General features: G+C 54.8%; 24 protein-coding genes. 19 read left to right on the plus strand and 5 right to left on the minus strand.

Annotated elements, in window-relative coordinates; translation table 11 throughout:
• Positions 1 to 134: 134 nt before the first annotated feature.
• The 13 genes from ABH899_RS15930 to ABH899_RS15990 all read left to right on the plus strand — a co-directional run bounded on the left by ABH899_RS15930 (position 135) and on the right by ABH899_RS15990 (position 11736).
• Positions 135 to 812: a response regulator transcription factor gene (locus ABH899_RS15930; protein WP_009675837.1), complete on the plus strand. Its 678-nt coding sequence runs from the start codon at positions 135 to 137 to the stop codon at positions 810 to 812.
• Positions 809 to 2170, plus strand: coding sequence for a HAMP domain-containing sensor histidine kinase (locus tag ABH899_RS15935; protein ID WP_369997976.1), 1362 nt, complete (start codon positions 809 to 811; stop codon positions 2168 to 2170). Before ABH899_RS15930 ends, ABH899_RS15935 begins: the two co-directional genes overlap by 4 nt.
• A 76-nt stretch (positions 2171 to 2246) precedes the next feature.
• Positions 2247 to 3161 (plus strand): ABC transporter ATP-binding protein, encoded by a 915-nt coding sequence (locus tag ABH899_RS15940; RefSeq protein ID WP_009675873.1) that lies wholly within the window; start codon positions 2247 to 2249, stop codon positions 3159 to 3161.
• Positions 3158 to 3871: an ABC transporter permease gene (locus ABH899_RS15945; protein ID WP_369997980.1), complete on the plus strand. Its 714-nt coding sequence runs from the start codon at positions 3158 to 3160 to the stop codon at positions 3869 to 3871. Before ABH899_RS15940 ends, ABH899_RS15945 begins: the two co-directional genes overlap by 4 nt.
• A 1-nt stretch (position 3872) precedes the next feature.
• A complete protein-coding gene (locus ABH899_RS15950; protein WP_009676005.1) occupies positions 3873 to 4613 on the plus strand; it encodes an ABC transporter permease in 741 nt (246 codons plus the stop codon).
• A gap of 169 nt (positions 4614 to 4782) precedes the next feature.
• Positions 4783 to 5652, plus strand: a complete 870-nt coding sequence (locus ABH899_RS15955) for a DMT family transporter (RefSeq protein WP_369997984.1) — start codon at positions 4783 to 4785, stop codon at positions 5650 to 5652.
• 125 nt (positions 5653 to 5777) lie between these two features.
• Positions 5778 to 6674, plus strand: coding sequence for a diacylglycerol/lipid kinase family protein (locus ABH899_RS15960; protein WP_369997987.1), 897 nt, complete (start codon positions 5778 to 5780; stop codon positions 6672 to 6674).
• Positions 6675 to 7020: 346 nt separating this feature from the next.
• A complete protein-coding gene (locus ABH899_RS15965; protein WP_016423692.1) occupies positions 7021 to 7323 on the plus strand; it encodes a hypothetical protein in 303 nt (100 codons plus the stop codon).
• Between the two features lie 233 nt (positions 7324 to 7556).
• Positions 7557 to 8246, plus strand: coding sequence for a 23S rRNA pseudouridine(2604) synthase RluF (rluF, locus tag ABH899_RS15970; RefSeq protein ID WP_369997991.1), 690 nt, complete (start codon positions 7557 to 7559; stop codon positions 8244 to 8246).
• 55 nt (positions 8247 to 8301) lie between these two features.
• Complete coding sequence (locus ABH899_RS15975; RefSeq protein ID WP_369997994.1) at positions 8302 to 9063, plus strand: threonine/serine exporter family protein; 762 nt, start codon at positions 8302 to 8304, stop codon at positions 9061 to 9063.
• Between the two features lie 15 nt (positions 9064 to 9078).
• A complete protein-coding gene (locus ABH899_RS15980) occupies positions 9079 to 9504 on the plus strand; it encodes a threonine/serine exporter family protein (RefSeq protein ID WP_218230550.1) in 426 nt (141 codons plus the stop codon).
• A gap of 587 nt (positions 9505 to 10091) precedes the next feature.
• Positions 10092 to 10517, plus strand: a complete 426-nt coding sequence (locus ABH899_RS15985) for a DUF1641 domain-containing protein (protein WP_009676027.1) — start codon at positions 10092 to 10094, stop codon at positions 10515 to 10517.
• Positions 10518 to 10554: 37 nt separating this feature from the next.
• Positions 10555 to 11736, plus strand: coding sequence for an NAD(P)/FAD-dependent oxidoreductase (locus ABH899_RS15990; protein ID WP_369997998.1), 1182 nt, complete (start codon positions 10555 to 10557; stop codon positions 11734 to 11736).
• Between the two features lie 208 nt (positions 11737 to 11944).
• Here ABH899_RS15990 and ABH899_RS15995 read toward each other — a convergent pair whose 3' ends face one another.
• Positions 11945 to 13081 carry a stalk domain-containing protein gene (locus ABH899_RS15995; protein ID WP_369998001.1) on the minus strand — a complete coding sequence of 379 codons (1137 nt, stop codon included), beginning with the start codon at positions 13079 to 13081 and terminating at the stop codon, positions 11945 to 11947.
• 873 nt (positions 13082 to 13954) lie between these two features.
• Between ABH899_RS15995 and ABH899_RS16000 the strand changes: the two genes are divergently transcribed.
• The 5 genes from ABH899_RS16000 (at position 13955) to ABH899_RS16020 (ending at position 21947) form a co-directional block, all read left to right on the plus strand.
• Positions 13955 to 14590, plus strand: a complete 636-nt coding sequence (locus tag ABH899_RS16000; RefSeq protein WP_218230548.1) for an NAD(P)-dependent oxidoreductase — start codon at positions 13955 to 13957, stop codon at positions 14588 to 14590.
• Positions 14591 to 14760: 170 nt separating this feature from the next.
• Positions 14761 to 16704, plus strand: a complete 1944-nt coding sequence (locus ABH899_RS16005) for an ABC transporter ATP-binding protein (protein ID WP_369998004.1) — start codon at positions 14761 to 14763, stop codon at positions 16702 to 16704.
• A 1-nt stretch (position 16705) separates the two neighbouring features.
• On the plus strand, positions 16706 to 18580 hold the full coding sequence (locus tag ABH899_RS16010) for an ABC transporter ATP-binding protein (protein WP_369998007.1): 1875 nt from the start codon (positions 16706 to 16708) through the stop codon (positions 18578 to 18580).
• Positions 18581 to 18698: 118 nt separating this feature from the next.
• The gene (gene lspA / locus ABH899_RS16015) at positions 18699 to 19175 is read left to right on the plus strand and encodes a signal peptidase II (protein ID WP_369998011.1); all 477 of its coding nucleotides are present in this window, start codon (positions 18699 to 18701) and stop codon (positions 19173 to 19175) included.
• A 228-nt stretch (positions 19176 to 19403) separates the two neighbouring features.
• Positions 19404 to 21947: an ATP-dependent DNA helicase gene (locus ABH899_RS16020; protein ID WP_369998013.1), complete on the plus strand. Its 2544-nt coding sequence runs from the start codon at positions 19404 to 19406 to the stop codon at positions 21945 to 21947.
• Between the two features lie 8 nt (positions 21948 to 21955).
• Here ABH899_RS16020 and ABH899_RS16025 read toward each other — a convergent pair whose 3' ends face one another.
• From ABH899_RS16025 to ABH899_RS16035, 3 genes are all read right to left on the minus strand, one after another.
• Positions 21956 to 22426, minus strand: a complete 471-nt coding sequence (locus ABH899_RS16025; RefSeq protein WP_369998016.1) for a DUF4385 domain-containing protein — start codon at positions 22424 to 22426, stop codon at positions 21956 to 21958.
• A gap of 202 nt (positions 22427 to 22628) precedes the next feature.
• Entirely contained in the window at positions 22629 to 23543 is a 915-nt protein-coding gene (locus tag ABH899_RS16030; RefSeq protein ID WP_369998018.1) for a stalk domain-containing protein, read from the minus strand.
• A 191-nt stretch (positions 23544 to 23734) separates the two neighbouring features.
• Positions 23735 to 23992, minus strand: a complete 258-nt coding sequence (locus ABH899_RS16035; RefSeq protein ID WP_009675854.1) for a GlsB/YeaQ/YmgE family stress response membrane protein — start codon at positions 23990 to 23992, stop codon at positions 23735 to 23737.
• 310 nt (positions 23993 to 24302) lie between these two features.
• Here ABH899_RS16035 and ABH899_RS16040 point away from each other — a divergent pair, with 310 nt between their 5' ends.
• Entirely contained in the window at positions 24303 to 24503 is a 201-nt protein-coding gene (locus tag ABH899_RS16040; RefSeq protein ID WP_016423690.1) for a cold-shock protein, read from the plus strand.
• A 93-nt stretch (positions 24504 to 24596) separates the two neighbouring features.
• On the opposite strand, the gene ABH899_RS16045 is transcribed toward ABH899_RS16040, so the two are convergent.
• Positions 24597 to 25019 carry an Lrp/AsnC family transcriptional regulator gene (locus ABH899_RS16045; RefSeq protein ID WP_369998023.1) on the minus strand — a complete coding sequence of 141 codons (423 nt, stop codon included), beginning with the start codon at positions 25017 to 25019 and terminating at the stop codon, positions 24597 to 24599.
• Positions 25020 to 25140 lie beyond the last annotated feature (121 nt).

Genomic DNA, 25140 nt, shown 5'->3' on the forward strand with positions numbered 1-25140 from the left:
TATCTACCGGTCCCCTCCGCATATTCATAAGCATGTTATACGTTAAAAAGCGGTTTGAAGTAACGGTCCCCTTTTGACAATCCGGCGAATGTCTTTGTAAAGTAACGGTAGCGAGACTGGAAGGAGTTAGTATCATGGCCGTTAAACAAATTTTGTACATTGAGGACGATCCCGAAATCGGCAAATGGGTCAACAGCCACTTGATCGAACGGGGCTACGAAGTGAATTGGCTGAAATCCGGAGAGAAGGCGGCGGAATTCTGGGAGAAAAGCGACCTGGTCATCCTGGACGTGATGCTCCCGGGTCTGGACGGCTTTTCGATCGGGCAGCGGATGAAAAAGAATTACCCGGATACGCCCGTTCTGATGCTCTCCGCGCGGACCTCCATCGACGATAAATTGCAGGGTCTGCAATTCGCGGACGATTACGTGACGAAGCCGTTTCATCCGGATGAGCTGGCGGCCCGTGTCGAAGTGCTGCTGCGGCGTACGGGTAAACTGGCGCAGGCGGAGCTCACGCTGCATCATTTGCAGGTGAATATGGAGGAGAACCGGATCGTGGACACGCGGACCGGAGAAGAAATTATTTTGACAGGGAAACAATTTCAGATTTTCATGTATTTCCTACGTCATCCGAATCAGATTCTTACAAAAGAGCAGCTGTACGAAGGGGTCTGGGGAGACCCTTACATCGACGGGGACAAAACGCTGATGGTTCATATCCGCTATCTCCGCGAAAAGATCGAGCGCGACCCCAGCCAGCCCGAAATCGTGGAGACGATCCGCGGCATCGGTTACCGGGTGAGAGCATGAAGTGGCGTCACTCGCTGCTCGTAAAATATTTGTGCATCGTGGTGTTCGCGATGCTGATTTGGCCGGTTATTTTTCCGATGGCCGCTGTTCTGTATTATTTGCCGCATTCGTTCAAGACCCAGGAAGAGAACCGGAAGACCAATCCCTATGCGAGGGGAAATGACATCGAGAAGTTCTGGCACGGGGAGGCTAAGAAGCTGCAGGGCGCCGGAGATGAGGGAATCGACAAGCGGATACGGGAACTGAAGGAGAAATATCCGAAGGCGGATCTGTTCTGGGTCGACGGCAGCGGGAAAACGCGCTTAACCCTGCCTGAACGGCCGGACCTTCCTACCGTATGGGAAGCGGCCGATACGATCGCTTTTATGAAAAAAAGCTATGACGGCGATCCTTATACAACGGTCGCTTTCGTGGGAGAAGACGCGTCTCAGGGGTTTATGGTGATGCAGATTCCGCGGGTGCTGATGAAGGAGGAACGGCCTATCTACAGCGACCGGTATGTCATCGGCATTGTTCTGCTGGCCTTCGGCTTGTTCCTGTTCACGTCGTGGCTGTTTTTCTACCGCATCCGCAAGCGTCTCGTTCATCTGGAGGAGGCGATGGGACTGCCGGATGGCCGGGACATCCCCCATCCGATAGCCGTCAGCAAGAAGGACGAAATCGGACAACTGGAGCTGGCCTTCAACCGGATGATCGAGGAGTTGACGACGAGCCGCCAGCGGGAACGCAAAGAGGAAGGGCTCCGAAAGCAGCTGATCGCGAACCTGTCTCACGATCTGCGCACGCCGCTGACGATTATCCGCAGCCACGCCTACTCGCTGCAGAAGGAGCCGATCTCCGCGTCAGGCAAGTCTTCGCTGGCTCTGATCGAGACGAAGTCCGACGATCTTAACCGGCTCATCGACAACCTGCTGTCGTATACGCTGCTTTCCGCCGGAAAGTACCCGCTCCAGCGGACCGAGATCGACGTGGCCCGGCTCGTCCGGGCGTCCGCCGCCGCCTGGTACCCCGTATTCGAGGAGGAGGGCATGGTTATGGACGTCGGTGTGCCGGAGCATCCCGTCTACTGGAAAGCCGATCCCCAGTGGATGAACCGGATTCTGGACAACCTGTTCCAGAATGTGCTTCGCCACGCCAAGTCCGGCGGATATATCGGCCTCCGCACCGAGGAAAGGGAAGACGGGACCGCTCTCGTGATCGAGGACAAAGGCCCTGGCATGAAGGCTCCGTCGGCGGAGAAGGGGGCGGGGATCGGTCTCACGATCGTCGCGCTGATGGTGAAAGAAATGCATCTGGGCTGGGATGTCGTCAGCTCGCCGGAAGGAACGGCCATCTATTTGTTCCCGCGCGACCGGTGATTTTAAACGAATCTTAAACAAGCCGCACCCTGGGATTAACCTTCGCTCTTTAACATAAGGGGCGAGGTGATTTTCCATGAACGAAATGATTATTCAAACCTTCGGGTTGTCCAAACAATACAAACTGAGATCTGCCGTGGACAACGTGAATCTCCAAATTCGCAAAGGAGATATTTACGGCTTTCTGGGGCCCAACGGCGCCGGGAAAACGACAACCATACGGATGCTGCTAGGCTTGATCCGCCCGACGAAAGGGACGGTGCAGCTGTTCGGCAAAGATCTGCGCAAGGAAAAGCTGGCGATTCTGCGCAAGGTCGGCTCTTTGGTGGAGTACCCTTCCTACTACGGTCATCTGACCGCTTACGAAAATCTGGAGGCTATCCGCCGCATTCTCGACGTGCCGAAACAGCGGATCGACGAAGTGCTGGCGATTGTCCGCCTGACGAAGGAAGCGAAGCGCCCGGTGAAGGGCTACTCGCTCGGCATGAAGCAGCGTCTGGGCATCGCCGCCGCGTTGCTGGGCAGCCCGGAGCTGCTCGTGCTCGACGAGCCTACCAACGGGCTCGACCCGTCCGGCATCCTGGAGATCCGGGAGCTGATCAAAAGCATGCCGCAGCAGTACGGCGTGACGGTTCTGGTATCGAGCCACCTGCTGAGCGAGGTGGATCAGATGGCCAGCCGCGTCGGCATTATCCGCGGCGGCTCGATGATCTTCGAAGACACGATCGAGAGTCTGCGCAGAAAGGCGGGCGGCCAGATCCGCATTGCGGTGGACGCGCCGCAGCAGGCGCTGCGTACCGCCGCCTCGGCCGGCTGCTTCGCGGTGGCCGACGAGTCTTCGCTTCTTCTGGAGGAAGCTCCCGATGAGAAGATCGCGCAGGTTGTAACCGGCCTGGTCCAGGCGGGGCACTCCGTCTACCGGGTGGAAGAGAAGAAGAAATCGCTGGAAGATTTCTTCCTGGACCTGGTAGGGGAGGGAGACAGCTTATGATCGGCAGAGTACTGGCGGCGGATTTCTTGAAAATCCGCCGGACGCTTGCCTGGTTCCTCGTGCTGCTGGGTCCCGTAGGCGTCGTCGGCCTCCAGGCCGTCAACTTCGGCCTGCGTTACGACTATCTGACCAAGCAGTACGCGAATGATCTCTGGTACGCGCTGCTCTCAAACATCCAGTTTCTCGCGGCCCCGGCCCTGCTGCTCGGCATGACGCTGCTGACGTCGATGATCGCGGGCTACGAGCATCAGAAGAATTCCTGGAAGCAGCTGCTGGCCCTGCCGGTTTCCCGCTTCAGCGTCTTCACGTCGAAGCTGCTGCTCGTATTCATCCTGCTGCTCGTGTCGTGCCTCTTGCTGGCGGCCGGATCCGTAATTCTCGGCCTCCTGCTCGGCTTCGGAATGAACGTTCCCGTTATGCACGTCATTCGCATCAGCCTGTTCCCGCTTCTCGCCGGAATCCCGATCCTGTCCGTTCAGCTGTGGTTGTCCGTAGCGGTCCGAAATCAGGCCATTCCGCTGACGGCCGGAATTTTGGGAACCGTGCTGAGCCTCTTTTCCATCCGGCTGCCGGACTGGTTCCTGTGGAAATGGCCGCTGCTCGTGAACGAGGCCGGACGGCCCGAGCTTAACGTATGGCTTGGAATCGGCACGGGTATCGTCGTGTTCCTGATCGGGCTGACTCACTTTACCAGACAGGATGTGAACTGAGATGGCCGCTTTCTTTAACATACTGGGTGCCGAATGGCTGAAGCTGCGCAAAACGAACATCTGGCTGCTGATTTTCATCTCCCCGCTGCTCGCTTTTGCGACCGGTCTGGCCCTGCCGGTGCCGGCGAATGAACCCTTGATCGCATGGACGCTTCTGCTGAGCACGATGGCCCTCATTCATGCGATGTTGTTCCTCCCGCTGCTGACCGGCGTGTTCGCGGCGTACGTGTGCCGCTACGAGCATACGGGCGGGGGCTGGAAGCAGGTGCTTGCCCTGCCGGTGTCGCGCTCCCACCTGTTCATCGCCAAGTTCCTGCTCGTCACCGGGCTGCTCGCCGTCACTCAGCTGCTGTTCCTCGGCGGCTTGATCGGAGCGGGCTTCATCAAGGGGCTCGGAGCAAGCATCCCTTGGAGTCAGCTGCTGTGGCCCGTCTTCGGAGGCTGGCTCGCTACCTTGCCGCTGGCGGCTCTGCAGCTCTGGGTATCCATCGCCTGGGTGAGCTTTGCGGCTCCGCTCGCGCTCAACGTTATCTTCACGCTGCCGAACATTCTGGTAGCCAATTCCGAGACGTACGGTCCGTTTTATCCGTGGGCGCAGCCGTTCCTGGCCATGCTTCCGGCAAGCGAAACCAGCTTGGGAGGGCTTCATGTTTCTTTCGAAACGCTGATCTATGTCATTCTGGGAGGCTTCGTCGTTTTCTTCCTCTCCGGTCTGGGTTATTTTCAAAGAAAAGAAATTTGATGAGATTTTACGGATTTCTCCCAATTTTCTGGATAAATGATAGAATGAGAGAAGGTGCCTGAAAGGTGCATCTTCTCTTTTTTTTCGTTAAGGAAAGGCGGAGGTGCACGGGGCGAAATTTTTCGGAAAAGCTCCGCAAGGTGTGATTCGATTAAAGAGGTGTTGGCAGTTGAACGGGTTAATCGGACTTTTATGCCTCATTTGGGGTTACAACTGGGTTATCATGAAGCTCGCTAACGGCGTATTTCCTCCGGTGTTGTTCGCCGGGTACCGCTTCGGGGTGGGGGCGGCCGCTCTGCTGCTGTTCTGTCTGTTCAAGAAGGTTCCGCTTCCGTCACGGAAAGATTTGAAATGGTTTATCCTGTGCGGAATTCTCCAGACGGCCTATTTCAATCTGGCGATCCAGATTTCGCTGGAGGATATAAGCGCCGGGCTTACCTCCGTGCTGACGTACAGTATGCCGCTCTGGCTGACGCTGATGGCGCACTTTCTCATTCCGGGCGAAAAGCTTACGACCCGCAAAACGATCGGGCTGATCGCGGGAATCATCGGGATGTTCTTCGCTTTGGATGTGCGTCTCGGAGGAAGCTTCTGGGCCATGCTGCTGGCTTTGTCGTCAGGGCTTGCCTGGGCCGTCTCCAACGTGATCATCAAGCGCAAGCTGGCCCACTGCGACAATCTCCAGTTTACGACCTGGCAGATGGTAGCGGGAGCGGCGGGGCTGTTTCTGTATTCGGCTGTTTTTGAACACGGAGAGAGCCATTGGGGACTTATGCCCGCGGTTTATGTCGGCTTTGCCGGGATTGTCGCTTCCGCGTTCGCGTTCGTCCTGTGGTTCCATATTTTATCGCGCGCCGAGGCGGGCAAAGCTTCCGTTTCTCTGCTGCTGGTACCGGTCATCGGCGTTCTGTCGGGCGTTCTTTTCCTGGGTGAGACTTTGAGGGCGGGCACTGTGACGGGCATCGTCTTCGTGCTGATCGGCATCTGGTTCGTCAATTCTAAAAGGCCGGCCCGTAAGGAAGAGCGTGCGGCCGGATAGCGGGGTAGGAGCAAACGGGATCGCGAACCTGGATTCCTTTTTTTAGAAAAGGTGGTCCGGATTTCTGGATCGGGGTAAGTACAGGCTAGAGATGGAAATTGGCGTAAGCGAAGGAGGCGGGGAGCATGTTCGGAAAAGCGATTCTGATTCATAACGGCAGCGCCGGTCAGGCGGAAACGGGCAGCAGGCTGGGAGCGGTCATCGGCCCCCTTGCGGCGGGAATTGGAGAGCTCACGCTGGTGCAGACGAAGGAGCCCGGAGATGCGGAGCGGATCTGCCGGGAACGTGGGGAAGAGACGGATCTCCTCCTCGTGTTGGGCGGGGACGGGACCGTCCATGAATGCGTGAACGGGCTGGCACCGCTGGCCGATCCGCCCGTTGTCGGTATTCTTCCCGGCGGGACATGCAACGATTTCTCCCGGGCGCTCTATATTCCCCAGGAGCTGGATCGGGCCGCGGAGGCTCTTATGCGGGGGAAGACACAGCCGGTAGATATCGGACGGGCGAACGACCGGTACTTCTCGAACTTCTTCGGTATCGGCCTCATTACCGACGCCTCGGTCAATATCAATCCGCAGCTGAAAGGGACGATCGGCAAGCTGAGTTATTTTATCAGCACGCTCCAGACGGTAACGTCCGCAGATCCGTTCCGCTTTACCATGGAGCACGACAGCGGGCGTACAGACGGCGAAGCGGTGATGTTATTCGTCGCCAACGGCCGGTTTCTCGGTACGAGGCCGCTGCCCCTGGCGCCCGATGCTCTGTATGACGGCGTCCTGGATGTGGCAATTATCCGCGAGGCCGGGCTGCCGCTGCTGAAGGAACTGTTCAAGATCAAAAATTTTGATGAATGGGATTCCGAGAAGAGCAGCTTCGAGTTCATCCGCACCACTTCCTTAAAGCTGACCACGGATCAGCCTATGCAGGCGGACATGGACGGGGAAATTTATATGCAGACTCCGGCGAGTATCTCGGTTCAGGGGAAAAAACTGACTTTTCTCGTGGGGGAAGAACAGCCGTGAAAACAAGCGGCAGCTGCCAGTAAACAGACTGCCGTCTTACTGTGTGCGACCACCGCTGCGCAACGCCGTACCACGCACCGGGAGCCCTGCAGCGCAGTATGAATAATCGGTGCATGAAATTGTAGAGTGAATGCCGCTGAGATCGAACCGCTGCTTACCAGGCATTCTCTCTCGGTTCCCGCGTTATTGAATTGTACGCAAGCTCTTATTTGGCAGATAAAAACGCCCGGATCTCCTCAAAAGAGACGGGCGTTTCTCCATTTTTCAACCCGAATCCGGAAACTTCTTTGACCCGCTTCGTATGAATGGAGTATAAGGAAGAAATCTCATGATTACGGAGGCTGCCATGGAATCGAAAAAAAAGTTCGGAACCGGTTCTACGCTGTTAAGCAGTCTGGGCGTTCTGATGCTTGTCGGGAGCTACCTGATCTCGGAAAATCCTGCCGGAGGCGAGTCGGCGGGCATTCGGCTGCTTTTTTATACCGCCATCGGTTCGCTCGGCGCAAGCCTTGTGCTGGGTTATGCAGGCATGCTGAAAGAGGAGCGAGGCTTTCTGAAATTTGCCGGAATGGGGAGCGTCTTTCTGATTGCCGCGGCTTTGATTGCGGCCCTGCTGATGATGGTTTTAGCCGGGTTCCGGGAGCCTTAGTTTAGCTCGCTATTCCTTGAAGTTCCGTGCTTTTCCGTTGCCGCGAGCTTCTCCCCGGCCCAAAACGCGCCTCTTTCTCATCCTCCGTTTGGTTGTGATGCCTTCAAGTTGGGGAAGGGGCCGTTTTTGTGACAGAGCGGCGGCGCGAATTGCATCCGATTATGGTACAATACAGGCATATAAATCGGTGGGGACTCACAACCTAACAGGCAAAAGAAGGGGATAGCAGCTTCATGCGGATCAATAAATTCATTAGCGAAACGGGCATTTGCTCCCGACGAAAAGCGGACGAGCTTGTACAAGCCGGACGTGTGACCATTAACGGGGCTCCGGCAGAGCTGGGCAGTACGGCCGAGCCGGGGGATGATGTGAGAATCGACGGCAAGCCGCTGGGGACCAAGAAGAAGTCCGTCTATATAGCGTTGAATAAACCGGTTGGCATCACGTGCACGACGGAGCGCCACATTCCGGGCAATATCGTCGATTTCGTGCGGCATCCGGAGAGAATCTTCCCGATCGGCCGGCTCGATAAAGACTCGGAGGGCCTTATCCTCATGACCAATGACGGGGATATCGTCAATAAAATTTTGCGCGCGGAAAATAACCACGAGAAAGAATATATCGTCACCGTGAATCAGCCGATCACGAACTCCTTTGTGCAAGGCATGTCCACGGGCGTCCGCATTCTGGGGACGAAGACGAAACCGTGCAAGGTGACCCGCATCAACGACCATACCTTCCGCATCATCCTGACGCAGGGGCTGAACCGGCAAATCCGGCGTATGTGCCAGGCATTCGGGTATCAGGTGCACCGGCTGCAGCGGGTGCGCATCATGAATATCAAGCTGGACGGACTCCCCAAAGGAAAATGGAGAGACCTGAGCGAAAGCGAGTTTACCCGGCTGACGGAGCTGTTGGATTGAGAATGGCGGCAGTGCAGGCAAGCATCTTATCTACATCCACAGGAAGAGGTGCGCGATGGAACAGGCGTCCAGTCCCGGTCAGACTTATAAAATCGTAGATGTGTGCCTGCTGGCGGGAAAAATCATGCTCCAGAACGGAGCGGAAACGTATCGGGTGGAAGATACGATGACCCGCATCGCGGCCTCTTACGGCCTTCATCATACCCACAGCTTCGTGACCCCGACGGGCATTATCTTCTCCGTGGACGGCAGCGATCCGACCAAGCTGGTCCGGATCTCCACGCGGTCAACCGATTTGCACAAGGTGACGCTGGTCAACGGGCTCTCCCGCAAAATAAGCGACGGACAGCTTGACCTTCAGGAAGCTCACAGGCTGCTTCTCAAGGTGGACAAGGCCAATCTGGCCTACCCCGTTGCTCTCCAGATTGCGGCGGCGGCCGTGTCCAGCGGCTGTTTTACGATCATGTTCAACGGCGGGTGGCCCGATTTTCTTCCGGCCGTCGTCACAGGCGGTCTGGGTTTTATCGGGTTCCTTATTTTTCACCAGTATGTGCTGATCAAGTTCGTAGCCGAGTTTCTGGCTTCCTTCATTATCGGCATGCTGGCCTCTCTGTTTATATGGACCGGGCTCGGACAGGAGCTGGACAAAATCATCATCGGCTCCGTCATGCCGCTTGTTCCGGGCCTGCTGATCACGAACGCCGTGAGGGATTTGATGGCGGGCCATCTCGTGTCCGGCTTGTCCAAGGGCGCGGAGGCTTTCTTGACGGCGTTTGCCATCGGAGCCGGTATCGCGGTCGTCTTTTCATTTTATTAACGGAGGAATCCCTCAATGATTGCACAACTCGTGACGAGTTATATCGCCTCCGCCGCCTTCGGCATTATTTTTAACGTTCCCCGGAATACCTTGATCCAGTGCGGTTTCGTCGGGATGATGGGCTGGCTCGTATACGTCGTTCTTGTGCGGAGCGATACCAACGCCATTGTCGCCACCTTGGCCGCGGCGTTCTTCGTGACGGTGATATCCCGGGTTTTCGCCCGTCTCTACAAGACCCCCATTATCGTTTTCAGCGTGGCGGGGATCATTCCTCTCGTTCCGGGAGGCATGGCCTATGACGCGATGCGTTCTTTCGTGGAAAACGATTATAATCTTGCCGTTCAGCTCGCCGCCAAAGCGTTTATGATTTCCGGTTCGATTGCCGCCGGTCTTATTTTTTCCGAGGTGATGAACCAGCTTTTTAAAAGGCCGAAGGCCTAGCTCGGGCAAGAAAATGAAGGATTGCCGCTAAAGCTGCCGCAACCGAGACCATCCGTTGAATTCACGCGGGTGGTTTTTTCATCTGAAGGGGCGGCTGGCATACGGTGTTGGGCCTGCCCGCAGCTTTTACTTATCACCCTTTCGCGGTCCGGCGGAGGCCCGTTTTGATGAAATTCTTTCTCGAAGACCTGTCCCTTCTGGCAATAAAATCCGAGGAATTATTGGAATAAACAAGCATGTATACCTGCTTAAGGAGCGGGGGCGCAGAAAGAAGTGATTTTTGTCACAAATTATTCACATGTGTAAAAAATTGTTTTTCTCTTGTTAGCAAGACGGAGGTATAATAGGAGTACATAGGGTTCCGTTTCGACCTGTTCGACATTTTTCCCGATCTTGCAAGTAATGGACTCGCAGCCAAGAAAAACCTTCTTCCTTTTATGTGAAAAATGTTACAATCTTATCAGGCCGCGTGGGTTCATTTATCACGAATAGGGAAACTTATGCGAAGACAGAAGACGTCTCGATGGCTAGGCAGGGATCGAAAAATAAACGGGCTTCTATTTCAAAGCAAAGGAGGACGTTAGCTTATGTCAGAAACATCCAATCAAACCCCAAGCACTACCGAAAAAAGGGAAACGCAGGATGTCCTTGATCAGTTGATGAAGCCAGAGGTTCAGGAGTCTTTAACCGTTCTCGTGGAGAATCTGCCGAAATTGGCGGAAATGGTTACGATTCTTACCAAAGCTTACGATTTGGCTCAAAGCGTTGCGAGCGACCAAGTTCTGATCGACGACCTCAAAGGCGGTATGAACGAGTTTGTTAAGCCGATCACCGAGAAAGCCAAAGGCGTAGCTGCCGCCGCAATCGAAGCAAGCGACCGCGCTCAAGCGGAACATTCCTCGATCGGTCTGTTCGGACTTCTCAAAATGCTGAAAGACCCGCAAGTACAAAAGACATTCCGTTTCGTACAGGCATTCTTGGATGTTCAAGCCGAACGGCAGCAACAGCGTTAAATCATAAGGTAAGCTGAAACAAGAATGGAGGATGAGTATGTCCAAGCATATTTTGATCTTAGGTGGCGGTTACGGCGGCTTGCTCAGCGCACTGACAGCCCGTCAACACTTGACTGCGGAAGAAGCTACGATTACGGTTGTTAACCGTTTTCCTACGCATCAAATCATTACCGAGCTGCACCGCCTGGCTGTAGGTAATCTGCATGAGAAAGCAGTTGCCCTGCCTTTGGAAAAGCTCCTGCGCGGCAAAGACATCAACCTGGAAATCGGCACGGTCGAAACGATTTCCGCGGACAGCAAGCGCGTCATCCTGTCGAACGGCAAATCGTTCGATTACGATAAGCTCGTCGTTGCCCTGGGCAGCGAAACGGCGTTCTTCGGCATTCCTGGCCTCCAGGAACACAGCTTCACGCTGAAATCCGTCAACGACGCCAACCGTATCCGCGAGCACGTGGAAGCACGCATCGAAGCTTACAGCCAGACCAAGAACAAAGCGGAGGCGACATTCGTAGTCGGCGGCGGCGGTCTGACCGGTATCGAGCTTGTGGGCGAACTCGCCGACATGCTGCCTGGCCTGTGCCGCAGCAAAGGCGTCGATTTCAACGACGTCTCCCTGTACTGCGTAGAGGCGGCTCCTTCCATCCTGATGGGCTTCCATCCGGAACTGATCGAGCGCGCTACGACAAGCCTGCAGAAGCGCGGCGTAACGTTCCTGACGGGCGTTGCGATCACCGAAATGCAGGAATCCGTCGTTTCCCTGAAAGACGGAAGCACAATCGAAACCAGCACGCTCGTCTGGACAGGCGGCGTACAAGGCACTCCGGTTGTCGCTAACTCCGGCATCGAAGTGAACCGCGGCCGCGCGACGGTCAACGAGTTCATGCAGTCCACGTCCCACCCGGACGTATTCCTTGCAGGCGACTGCGCCGTGGTCTTCCCGGCCGGCGCCGAGCGTCCTTATCCGCCAACCGCACAACTGGCTTGGCAGATGGGCGAAGTGGTCGGATACAACCTCTTCGCAGCACAGAAAGGCGCACCGATGGACGTCTTCACGCCTGTATTCTCCGGTACACTCGGAAGTCTGGGCCGCAAGGACGCAATCGGTTCGATCGGCGGCAACCAAACCCGCCTGAAAGGTCTACCTGCATCGCTCATGAAGGAAGCAAGTAACATCCGTTACCTGTCTCACATTCATGGCCTGTTTGCACTGGCTTACTAAGAGCGGTCCGGAATCTTTCCGGAATCAACCGGTCTGAACATAAGTCCCGGCATTCTCCTTCGGGGGAGTGGCGGGGCTTTTTTTCATGCTTATTTGAGGGCAGAAGACTTGTCCGTTTCCGTAAAAAAAAGCCCGCTTAAAGAGCGGAAACGCTTCTTTAAACGGGTTATGTAAGGGGGTATAGTCCGGCCGCTGTGAAGGGCTGTTTTTATTTAATCACGAGCTGATCGCCGGTTACGGTGACGTCGGCCTTCAGCACCTTGGAGAAGAAGGCGGCGGGCACATACATATTGCCGTCTTCTTTAATGACGGCCGCTTCGCCAAGGGAGAACGGAGCCATCTTGTTGATGGTGTACGCATCTTTTCCCTTGTAAACGCTTGTCCATACCGCGCCTTTGGACAGCTCGGCGGCCCACTGCTCCTGGTTCCACTTAAGCTGGAAGCCCAGCTTCTCGGCCGTAACGCGCAGGGGAACCATGGTGGTGCCTGCCGTTGTGGTGTAGATAGAGCCCTGCTTCTCCGATAGTGCTTCACCGCCCACTACGAGACGTGAGGGTGCGGAGGCATTTCCTCCCTGAGCGATGGGGACGGAGAACTCCTGGATGCCTGCCGCATAAGGGGCAATCTCGTAAGGCGAGAACACGATCACCGCTTTACCGTCCTTGATCTGGAAGGACTGCGTGTCGGTAATGCCGGAGAACGCGTCCTCGAAGAAATCATCCGGATGCTTGGCGATTTCCTGACTGATCTGCTTGTCGATAATCGCTTTATAATTCTCCCCGAATAAATCTTTCAGCTCAATTTTCTGAGCTTCCTCCGCATTCAGGACGTTATAGGTGTCCACACGGGGCATTCCGTGAGCGCCCCCCGTATAAACGGAGGTTACCACTCGCATCGACAGCCGGTTCGCATCTTCCTGACCGCCCGATGCGCTTACTTCAACTACCGAATCGACCGAATAAGGCATTGCCAGCTCGCTTGCGGAACCGTTGGCGGCAGCCAAGTCACCTTGAGCCTGTTTGCGCACTGCCTCCACGTCTTTCATGGCATGACGGTAAATAATATCGTTAAGCTCGTCCTGATACTGCGTATCTTTCATTCCCTGTATAACGGGAATCTGAAGATTGACGCTCAGTTCGGGGGATTCTTCCATTATTTCTTTGGTTGTCACCTGTACAGCTCCATTTTTAACTGAAGCTGGTGCGGATACGGGTTCCGCCGCAGCGGACACGGAAGCGGCCGCAGGCGCTTGTACCGGGCTGTCCGCGTAAGAAGTTCCGGCTGATGCCGCCAGCAGACAGGAGCCTGCCAGGCCGAGTGTCAGAAGCTTGAATGATTTTTTCATAATAAGTATCCCTCCTAGGTTGTCCGGTTTTATTATAGGCACCCCTTGCATCAAGGTGGGTTACAGAGAGGTAACATTACCCATCTGGAGCCAAACTGTAACCGGATTTTAACTTTTTGAGGATACGGACGAAGGGTTCCGGGATGATCGGTCGTTAGATGATTTCCGGTGTCTTTCTCCTGAAAGTTTCAACATTCGGAAACAAAAGTTCAATGGAGCAATCTGGAAAGGACATGCTATAATCGGTTTTATGGACTTTGAATAACGGTGGATTTTTAAGACCACGGCGCAGCTTCCCGAAAGGGGGTGAGGCCGATGGTCGCACTTGTGGCGTTTTATGACGTACTGCGCTGGATCGTAACGTTACTGAGCCTTGTGCTCGGTATCCGTAAGCTCTATCGCTGGGTACGACATAAATTCCGGAACAAGCGAAAAAACCACCGCTAGTAGGTTAGGCGCCTAAACGGTGGTTTTCGCTTGCATTACATTTAGTTGTGCTTGCGCGCCGTGGTGTTCCACAGCCTTTCGGGTCCTAAAGAGTTTTCACCGTTGGCGCGGTGAAGGCTCTTTTTTAGTATAGATAGCAAGAAGAAACTTCATACGTTAATTGAATCCTACGTTAAACGCAGTGTTACACACAGTATAGCATAATTTTTGGAAAGAGAAAAGTTGGTTGAATGTGCAGTTCATATAAAAAATCCCTTTGTTGCGGGCATAAATTGACTTGAACGAGAAGTATAATATCCCCCTCCATTGTCGATTTTGAAAAATAGGCTATTCAAGCCGCAGTTGACAAAACCGATAACCTGTAACTATAATAGTTACATGTAAGAGGCAATGTACTACGAAATCATTATTCGGGAGGAATTTCGTATGAAAATAGCTATTATCGGCGCAAGCGGCAAAGCCGGCAGCCGTATTTTGAAAGAAGCGCAGGACAGAGGGCATGAGGTTACCGCAATCGTGAGAGACGCGGCTAAAGTAAGCGCGGAAGGCGCAGCCCTTCTGGAAAAGGACCTGTTCGATCTGACCGCGTCCGATCTGAAAGCATTCGATATCGTCGTTAACGCTTTCGGAGCGGCGCCGGGCCAGGAACATCTCCATGTTGACGCGGGCAACGTGCTGATCGAAGCACTGAAAGGCGCGCCGGAGACGAAATTGATCGTCGTCGGGGGAGCGGGCAGCCTGTTCGTGGACGAAGCGAAAACGACGCGCGTGCTGGAAACGCCGGATTTCCCGTCCGCCTATTTTGCGACGGCTTCGAATCAGGGCAAAAACCTGGAGATTCTGCAAAACACCAAGGGAATCAAATGGACGTTCGTCAGCCCGTCCGCTATCTTCGCACTCGGCAAGAGAACAGGGCAGTACCGTACGGGCAAGGATAACCTGCTCGTTAACTCCAAAGGCGAAAGCTATGTGAGTTATGAAGATTATGCGGCCGCTGTTTTGGATGAGATTGAACAGCCGAAGCATGAAAATGAGCGTTTTACTGTCGTATCCGAATCTTAATGAAATGTCAGAACCGCCCGTGCACTACGCACCGGCGGTTTTTTGCTTTTGCCGGGAACACGTAAAAAAGAGAAGCTCGTGACTTTTGAAAAGGAGGGGAGTATGGTGGATAATAGAACTATTCCATAGGGGTTTACTTATCGTTTACGAGGACGGACAGGTGAGACAGAATGCCCATTTCACGAAAATATATAAGCAAGTACTGGAAGCCCTTTAGCGCCGCGGTCGCTTTTCTGACACTGGAAGCCTTGTGCGATCTCACGCTGCCGACGCTGATGTCCAAAATCATCGATGTAGGCGTAGCGGGCAAACAGATGGATTACGTATGGCGGATGGGCGGCATTATGCTGCTGGTAACCGCGCTGGGGGCCATTTCGGCGTCGATCCGCAATGTGATCTCGAGTCATGTCTCGCAGAAGTTCGGGGCCGAGCTGCGGTCGGATTTATTCCGCAAAATTCAGTCCCTGTCTTTTGAAAATATCGACCGGTTTGACCGGGCGTCACTGGTCACCCGGTTGACCAACGACGTTACGCAGGTTCAAATGTTCGTGAACGGCCTGATGCGCGTGTTCGTCAAAGCGCCGCTGCTCTGCATCGGAAGCTTGATTATGGCGGCACGTCTGAATCCGCCGCTCTCCGTCATTCTGGCTGTTGTCGTTCCCGTGGTCGGCATCCTGATCGCAATCAATATGAAGGTGGGCTTTCCTTACTTTATCAAGGTGCAGCAGGCGCTCGACCGGGTTAACGGGATTATGCGGGAGTATTTGTCCGGTGTCCGGGTCGTCAAAGCTTTCAACCGGTTCGATTACGAAGTCGGCAAATTCGGCGGAGCGAACGAAGAGTACCGTTCCCGGTCGGTTACAGCCATGCGGGTCATGTCGGCCTTTAACCCGGGGATTACGCTGACCGTTAATTTCGGGATTGTGGCTGTCTTATGGCTAGGCGGTCTTCGAGTAGATCAGGGGGAGATGCAGGCCGGGCACATTATTGCTTTCGTCAATTACATGACGCAGATTTTGTTCTCGCTCATGCTGATTTCCATGGTGTTCAACATGTTTGTGCGCGCGCGGGCTTCCGCGGGCCGGATCAGCGAAATTTTCGCGGAGGAGAGTACGATGGCCGCGCCTTCGCCGGCCACCGCGGCAGCCGGCGAAGGCGCGGCAAGCTCCGTGGATCAGCCGGCATCAGGCACACAGCCGGGAATGCGGACCGGTGCGCATTCGGAGGCGCGGCCCGGCTCGCAGCCCGGCGGGATAACGGCCGGACAGACAGCCGCACAGCCCGGGGCCTTGGCTAACCCGGCCTATCCGGGCGGCTTAACGGCCGGCGGCCGAAACCCGGATGCTGCGGCTCCATCCGCCCCGCAGACCGGCGGAAGGGTCGAGTTCGAGAACGTCACGTTCTCGTACGAGGGGACATCCGGCGAGCCGGTGCTGAGGCGGATCACCTTCTCCTGCGAGCCGGGACAGACCGTCGGCATCATCGGCTCCACGGGCTCCGGCAAAAGCACGCTCGTCAGCCTCATTCCCCGGTTCTATGATGCGGTGTCCGGAACCGTCAAAGTGAACGGTACCGATGTCAGAGAACTGGAGCCGAGCCGCCTGCGCGAGAAGATCGCCGTCGTGCCCCAGAAAACCGTGCTGTTCACCGGCACGGTGGCCGACAATCTCCGCTGGGGCAAAGAAAACGCCTCTCCGGAGGAGATGGAGCATGCGGCCCGGATGGCCGAGGCCCACGAGTTCATAGCCGCTTCGCCCGAAGGCTATGAAACCAGGCTCGGGCAGGGAGGCGTGAACTTCTCCGGCGGCCAGAAACAGCGGCTTTCGATTGCGCGCGCCATCGTGAGGAAGCCGGAGATTCTTATCCTCGACGACTGCACCAGCGCCGTCGATGCCGCTACGGAAGCGCGGATCAAGGACGCGCTGAAGAAATACGCCGAGGGGCTCACCTGCCTGCTGATCGCCCAGCGGATCACGTCCGTCATGGACGCGGACAAAATCGTCGTGCTGGACCGCGGCGAGATTGTAGGCTCCGGCACGCATGACGAGCTGCTCGGAAGCTGCCGGGTCTACCGGGAAATCTTCCAGTCGCAAATGGGAAAGGAGGTCGGTTGACATGGCAGCTTCCCAAGAACGGCCGGGCGGCCAGAACCCTCCCGGCAGCCTCGTGACAGTCTCGCCCAGAGGAGGGCCGGGGCACGGGGGAATGCGCGGCCGCGGACCTGTCGTGAAGCCGAAGAACTTCAAGGGAACTTTGCGCAGGCTGTGGGCTTATTTCGGCAGCGAGCGGAAGCTGCTGACGGTCATTTTCGCCCTGATTCTGATCGGAGCGGCGTTGACCCTGGTGGGGCCTTATCTGATCGGGGTCTCCGTGGATGCGATGTCTCATCCGGAACAAGGCGTCGATTTCGGCATCCTGAAGACGATGGTGCTGGTCCTTTTACTGGCTTACCTCATCGACGCGGTGTTCACCTTCCTCCAGAGCTGGCTTATGGCAGGCGTGTCGCAGCGGATTGTGATGCGGCTGCGGGGAGCTCTTTTCGCCAAGCTTCAGAAGCTTCCGGTCGCTTACTTCGATACCCGGCCTCACGGGGAATTGATGAGCCGCTTGTCCAACGATATAGACAATGTGAGCAGCACGATTTCGCAGTCCACCACGCAGCTCATGAGCGGCGTCATCGCGATTGCCGGCTCTCTGGCGATGATGCTCGTGCTCAGTCCGACGCTGACGCTGGCCAGCCTGGTTACCGTGCCGATCCTGTTCGTGCTGACCCGGACCATTACGAAGAAAACGAGCGTCCTGTTCAAAAACCAGCAGATCCAGCTCGGCAAACTGAACGGACATATCGAAGAGACCGTATCCGGTCTCCAGATCGTCAAAGCGTTTAATCACGAAGAAAAGGCGATTGCGGAGTTCGAACAGGTTAATGCGGAGTTGTGCGAGGTAGGGCTCAAGGCGCAAATCCGCTCCGGATTCCTGATGCCTCTGCTTAACGTCATTAATAATATCGGCTTTGCCGCTGTAGCCCTGGTCGGGGGGATTCTCGCCGTGCGCGGGGATATTACCGTCGGGGTTATCGCGAGTTTTTTAAGCTATTCGCGGCAGTTTGTCCGGCCGTTGAACGATCTCGCCAATATTTTCAATATTCTCCAGTCCGGTGTGGCGGGGGCGGAGCGGGTGTTCGAGGTCATAGACGAGAAAGAGGAGCCCTCCGATTCCGCGGAGGCTGTCGAGCTTCTTCATCCGAAGGGACACGTCGTTTTTGAAAATGTAAGCTTCGGCTACCGCCCGGATGTGCCCATTCTGAAAAACGTAAGCTTCGATTCCGCCCAAGGCAGCTCCACGGCGCTTGTCGGCCCGACGGGGGCGGGCAAGACGACTATCGTCAACCTGTTGACAAGGTTTTACGATGTTACCGGGGGCCGCATCCTGATCGACGGGCGGGATATCCGCGAGTATACGCGGGACAGCCTGCGGAGGACGTTCGGTATCGTGCTTCAGGATACGTACCTTTTCTCGGGGACGATCAAGGAAAATATCAAGTACGGCAGGCCGGATGCCACGGATGCCGAGGTTGAAGCCGCAGCCGCCATGGCTAACGCGGACGTGTTCATTAACCGGCTTCCCGCGAAATACGAAACCCTCCTGTCGGAGAACGGCGGGAATTTAAGCCAAGGCCAGCGGCAGCTTCTGGCGATTGCCCGGGTCATTCTGGCGAAGCCTTCTATCCTCATCCTGGACGAAGCGACCAGCAGCATCGACACGCGTACGGAACTTCATATCCAGGATGCGCTGCTCAAGGTTATGCAGGACCGGACCAGCTTTATTATCGCGCACAGGCTGAATACAATCCGGGATGCGGATACCATTATGGTCATCGACCACGGAGAAATTGTGGAAAAAGGCGCGCACGACTCGCTGATCGGACAGCAGGGCGTGTATTCCCGGATGTTTTACAACCAGTTCAAAAATATAGAAGGCGCCGTCTAAAAAACGATGCCCGGGTACATGGTCTGAAAACGATCCGGGAGATAGCGAAAATGTTCCTTGTGGAACAATTTACGCCGTTAAGGATCGAAAGCTTGCCAATCGGAAGGAGAGAGCTGTTATGCTGTTTTATTTCACTGCCGCCTTGGTTGCAGCTGTCGACCAGTTTGCGAAAGCTTTGATCCGCGCCACGATGGCGGTCGGGGAGTCCGTTCCGTTCTGGGGGAGCATGGCGCTTACGCATTATGAGAACAGCGGGATGGCCGGAAGCAGGTTTCAGGGATACGCGCGCGTATTCGCCGTGCTGGCGGTAGTGTTCATCGCCATTGTGCTTTACTATCGCCGCAAAGGGGAAATTCAGGGCCCGCTGATGGATGCGAGCATGGGATTTCTGACGGGAGGCGCAGCGGGAAATGCGATCGACCGTTTCCGGTTCGGCAAAGTGACGGATTTTCTTGAATTCCGTCCCGGCGGGGGCATTCTGAATCTGGCCGATATCGCGATTAACATCGGTGTCGTTCTTTTCCTTATCGGGGGAGTTCTGGACTATTACCATAAAAGAAAGAATCCGCTGGCCGCCGGGGAAGAGCAGGGGTGACCCGTTCTGCTTTTCGTTTGATTTCTGTATAAAGACTTTTCCGTCTGCGGAGGAGTCTTTTTTTACGAACAAGGTTTGGTATCTTGTCTAAAGGTCTTGAATCAGACAATGTTCATCGCTCAGTTCCTCCCGGTTTCCTATGGTTGGGAAATAATCCGGAGGATGATATAATCGGCAGATAGAACGAACGTTCGCGGAACGGGTATTTATAAAAAGGGCGGTGAGGGAATGAGCGGTGAAGTAAGAATTTCAGTCCGTACTCTGGTGGAATATGCTTACCGGAGCGGAAGCATTGAATCCGGATTCCGGACCGCCACGGCATTAACCGAAGGAACCAAGGCCCATCAGAAGGTGCAGAAAACTTACGGAGACAGCGACCGGAAGGAGGTTTTCCTGCAAACGGAAATCCTCTTGGATGAGATGGTATTTGTGCTGGAAGGCCGCTGCGACGGGCTGCTTTTCGATGATGACGGCGGTGAGGTTACGATTGACGAGATCAAATCTTCGACGGGCGATCCCCGGCTTGTGGAGGAAAACCGCCATCCCGTTCACTGGGCCCAGGCGGTCTGTTACGCCTATATGTATGCGCGGCAGCACGGAAGGGACCACATGAAAGTCCAGCTGACGTATGTCCAGGTCGGGACGGAGGAACAGCAGCGGTACGTCAGGGAATGTTCCTATAACGAAATGGAGGCCGCCGTGCTGGAAGCCGTGCGTCTTTATGCTCCTTACGCGGCCATGCAACTGCAGAACCGCCGGGAACGGGACGCCAGCATCAGAGAACTGCCGTTTCCTTATCCGGCCTACCGGGAAGGACAGCGGCAGTTCGCCGGATCGGTTTACAAAACGATCAAAGACGGCCACAAGCTGTTCGCGAATGCGCCTACCGGCACGGGCAAAACCATTTCGACCCTGTTTCCGTCCGTTAAAGCGGTGGGTGAAGGACTGCTTCAGCGGATTTTTTATCTGACGGCGAAGACGCTGACGCGTACGGCCGCGGAGGAAGCTTTTTCCCTCATGATCGAACGGGGGCTTGATATGCGTACCGTCACGCTGACGGCGAAAGACAAGATTTGTTTCCGTGAAGAAGTGGATTGCAGGAAGGAAATGTGCGAGTTTGCGGACGGGTATTATGACCGGGTGAACGGGGCTGTTCTGGACATGCTGTCCCATGAAAAGCTGATGAACCGGAGTGTCATCGAGACATACGCTCGCAAGCACAAAGTGTGTCCGTTCGAGTTTTCGCTTGATGCGGCTTATGCGGCCGACGCGGTTATCTGCGACTACAATTATATTTTCGATCCTAAAGTATATCTCAAGCGGCTTCCGGAGGAAGTGAAAAAGCAGACGGCGCTTCTGATCGACGAGGCGCACAATCTTGTGGACCGCGGCAGAGAGATGTTTTCCGCCGAGTTGACGAAAGCGCCTTTTCTGCAGCTGAAAAGGGATTTCAAGGGACGGAACTCCGCCGTGGAAGCCGCGGCCAAGGCCGTGAACGACTATTTCATCGCCTTCCGTAAGGAACAGGGAAGCGGCGGCAGCTTCGTGCTCCGGGAAGTGTCGGAAGAGCTGCCGGTCCTGCTGGAAGCGTTCGCGCAGCAGGCGGAGCGGGAGCTCTCGGCTCCCGGGCAGGGCGGCGAGGCGCAGGAGCTTCTGCTCGACACCTACTTCGCGGTGCAGAGCTTTCTGCGCACGGCGAAGTACTACGACGAGCGGTATGTGACTCTCGCCGAGGTGCAGCGCAGCGATGTGCGGCTCAAGCTGCTCTGCCTGGACCCTTCCGCGCTGCTGGCGCAGATGGGGAAAGGGTATCGGGCGCATGTGTTCTTCTCCGCCACGCTTTCGCCTTTTTCCTATTACATGGATATGCTGGGCGGCGGAGAAGACGATTACACGGTGGCGATTCCGTGGCCGTTCCGGCAGGAGCAGCTCGATGTATGGATCGAGCCGCTTTCCACCCGCTACAAGGACCGGGACAAGACCAAGCTCCCGATCTCGCGGCTTTTGGGAAAGCTCGTCCGCGAGAAACCGGGCAATTATCTCGTCTTTTTTCCTTCTTACGAATACATGCGGGAGGTGGCCGCTCTTTTCCTGGAACAAGAGAGAGGGCCGCAATCCGGCGACGCGGTTAACGGAGAAGCGGGCGGCACAGAAGCGGCTTCGGGGACTGCTTCCGGAGACGGCATTGGCCTTTTCGAAGCGGTGGAAGTCTTGCTTCAAGACCGGCTGCCCGCTTCGGATGAGAGCCGCGGCGGGTCTATCCTGGCGGAGCAAGCGAGTTCCGGCCGCTCCGGCGATGAAGCCGTGAGCGGGGACCACGGCAGCCGCATGCTGCGCATCCTGGTCCAGCAGCCATCGATGCCGGAGGAGGAGCGGGAATCCTTTCTCGCATCCTTCCGGGCGGACTCTTCCCGCACTCTGATCGGCTTTGCCGTCATGGGAGGGATTTTCTCCGAAGGCATCGACCTAAGGGGCGACCGGCTTACGGGTGTGGTCGTGGTAGGTGTAGGGCTGCCCCAGGTAGGGCCAGAGCGGAATATCATCAAAGAGCATTTTGACCGGGACGGTCGCAGCGGCTTCGATTACGCGTATGTATTTCCCGGCATAAATAAAGTCATGCAGGCCGGTGGCCGCCTGATCCGGACGGAAAACGATTACGGAACGCTGGTCCTTATCGACGACCGGTTCCTGCAAAGACGCTACCAGTCACTGCTCCCGCCGGAATGGCGGCATTTTACGATCCCCGGCCAGGATAAAGAACGGACTCATTAACTTTCACACTATTTTTTATCCCCCTTCTCGTATTTATCCTGGTGTTCTTTCTTCATGCGGATATAGTCTTCGTCCTTCTTCGCGATTTCCCATTGAGCTTTAAAAATAGCGGCGGACTCCGCTTTTACGGGATCGTTCTGGTAGGGCAGGATCGAACCGTCTTCTTGGGAATATTTCCGGCCACCCTTGTGGTTCGTGTAACGCCTGGCGCGCGTATAGCCCATCTGGAGAAATTTTCTCGCCATGTCCATTCCGATAAAATCACCTGATTTTTTATAATCCAGAAACAGGTCATAGATTTTCCCGGAAGATTCCTTCGCGATTTCCGGCGTTTTAAACCGCCAGTGCGGCAAAATCTCGCTTTTATAGGGCTCGACGAGCAGGACTCCTTGTTCTCCGCGGCCTACGGTGTACAGCTCCGGTTTTTTACGAAGGTCCAGATGCTCGTAATCCAGCGAATAGTCGAATTTTTTAGCCATGGGAAACAGCCTCCTTCATTTTGGACAGACTGGGGATATGTCTCTCCTTACCCGAACTGCCGCATAATGCCGCGAAAAAAATCCCCTCCGAGTAAACGTTTAGTGCGAAGGTTGCTCGGCACTGTCTACTTAAAGGGGAGTGAATTCAATTATTGGCCAGCTTACGGATTAATTCGTAAGCCTTGAAACGCGAAGCTCGGAGCTATTGGACGAGATCGGCGGAATTCAGCTTTACCTTTACGGATTTGTAACCGGCGAGATCGCCTTTGCCGGCCGTTTCGAACGTAGTTGCAGAGACGCCGTCTCCGGTGGCTCCTGTGCTCGTGCCGTTTACAGCGGCAGTGCCCAGCTCCCGGCCTTCCGCATCATAAAACAGGAGGGTCGCGTCGAAGCGGAGCGTGCCCGGTTTCTTCACGCTGATCCAGCCGCTGACTTTGGTGAAATCGTTCTGTTTGATCAGCTTCAGCGTGCCGATTCCAAGTGTGCCGCTCTCGTCGGAGATCGACAAATTGGGAGGAACGGGCAGCGGATGCGGTACGGGGCCGGCTTGAAGAGAAGCGAAGGCATAGCCGCTTACGTTGTGGTCGGCAACCGCTTTAAAGGGTTTGATTTGATCGCCTTCAGCCGTAAACTTGGTCTCAAGCGGGGCTTGGCCCAGCGGTTTTCCTTGAGCATCAAAAAACAGGAGGGTACCCTTCACGTCCACTTCCGAGCCCGGCTCAATGCTGTTCCGCGCTTGCGCCATGCGATCCCAGTGGTCCTGGCCTATGTAAAGCTGTCCTTCCACCGTGCTGTTGGCGGCGTCGGATACTTTCAAATGGCCGGTGCGGATGGTGCTGTCCATAGTGGTCACGTTGAACCCGTTATCGATGGAAATGGTGTTTCTTTTGCCTTCGTAAGCCACTACGGCGCCAAGGCTTTCCGCCGCGAAGCGGATCGGTACGTAAGCGTGTCCGTCCACGTTTAATGTTTTATAGTCGTCAGGTAACGTTTTCGACTCGCCGTTTACCTGATATTTTGCGGGAAAGAGTACGGCTTGTATCGTGTTGCCCGCGTAAGCCACCGTAGAGGCGGAGACAATCGCTCCGACGGCAAAACCGATGACGTATTTTTTCATGACAGTCAGCTCTCCTTGTGTATTAATTTGGAAGATTCCTGTGTATTAAAACGTACAAATAATTCCAAAAGTTGCAATCAGCCGGAAATACGCTGTAAAGCTGCAAACAAAGTGAGGTAAAAGCACAAAAAAAAGACCACGCGAGTGTCTCGCGCAGTCTTTTTTATCCTGTAAGTCAGGTTAGCTTAGGGTTATGCCCGTTTGCTTCCCATAGAACGCAGGATCAGGCTGACGATGAATACCAGTACGATACCACCGATCAGAGCAGGGAAGAAGTAGAATCCTCCGACTTCTGGACCCCAGTTGCCAAGCAGCAGACCGCCCAGCCATGCGCCCAAGAAACCTGCGATAATGTTGCCGATAATGCCGCCGGGAATATCTTTACCGATAATCATGCCGGCTAACCAACCGATGATACCACCGATAATTAATGACCATAAGAAACTCATCTAGATTACCTCCTAAATGTTTATGTTTTAGTTTGTGTTACCTGGTTGCTTAGTATTAACCTCATTGCTTTTTCTTTAATCAGGTTTGCAAAAGTTACCACGAAAATTGTTTTTCTAAAAGAATTGGAAAATAACTTGCACTTGGAAATTGCCTATGGTAAGATGAAGTCAATCGAGTATTTGAAACCTGGAATTCACTTATTATAAAGGGTTATCATTTGTGAGATGGAGCCTTTTATAATATGTGAATTTTTATTTGCTTCAAGAGTAAAAAGAACATGTTAAATTTAATTTCTAGGAGGTACCACACATGCAAACTGGTACAGTTAAATGGTTCAACGCTGAAAAAGGCTTTGGTTTTATCGAAGTTGAAGGCGGCAACGATGTATTCGTACACTTCTCCGCAATCCAAGGCGAAGGCTTCAAGTCCCTGGACGAAGGCCAACGCGTTGAGTTCAACGTAGTTCAAGGCAACCGCGGACCGCAAGCTGAGAACGTTGTTAAGCTGTAATTTCAGCTAAACGAGAGAAGCTGTTCACAACCTTATGTTGTGGACAGCTTCTTTGTTTTATCCTTGGTTTTATCCCGGGAATTGATGGAGACCTTATTTGATTTTGCCGATGGATAAACTGACTTTATAATTGCCGTACTTCAATAAATCGTCGAGGAAGGCATTGAGATCCTCGTTGCTTCCGACCTGCACACGCAGCCAGTAGCAGCCCTCTCCGCTGACACGGTGGGCTTCCAGAATACGGGAGTCGCGGGAGGCGAACGTTTGCAGATCACCGTGGGCGTTCTGGGATTTCAGAAATACCGTGACCATGGCGTGCACCGTAAGGCCGAGCTTTTCCGGATTCCACTTGAGGGTCCGTCCCTCGATAATGCCCCAGTCTTCCAGCTTCCGTATTCTTGCTCCTACCGCCTGGCCGGTCAAATGAACCTTGAGGCCGATCTCTTTATTCGAGCGGGTCGCATCCTCCAGAAGGCACTGCAAAATCTTGTGATCCGTCTCATCAATGCTGAACATGTCCATCCGCCTTCCGAATACTTTCATGGTGAAAGAGGGACAACCTCAGATCTTTCACGGGGTCCTTTCCGGAGCCGCTCCTCTTTTTATAAAATTGTATCAAATCCTTTTTTAAAAAGAT

Origin of the sequence: Paenibacillus sp. RC84, from assembly GCF_041260495.1 — a bacterium.
Taxonomy (GTDB): Bacteria; Bacillota; Bacilli; order Paenibacillales; family NBRC-103111; genus Paenibacillus_F.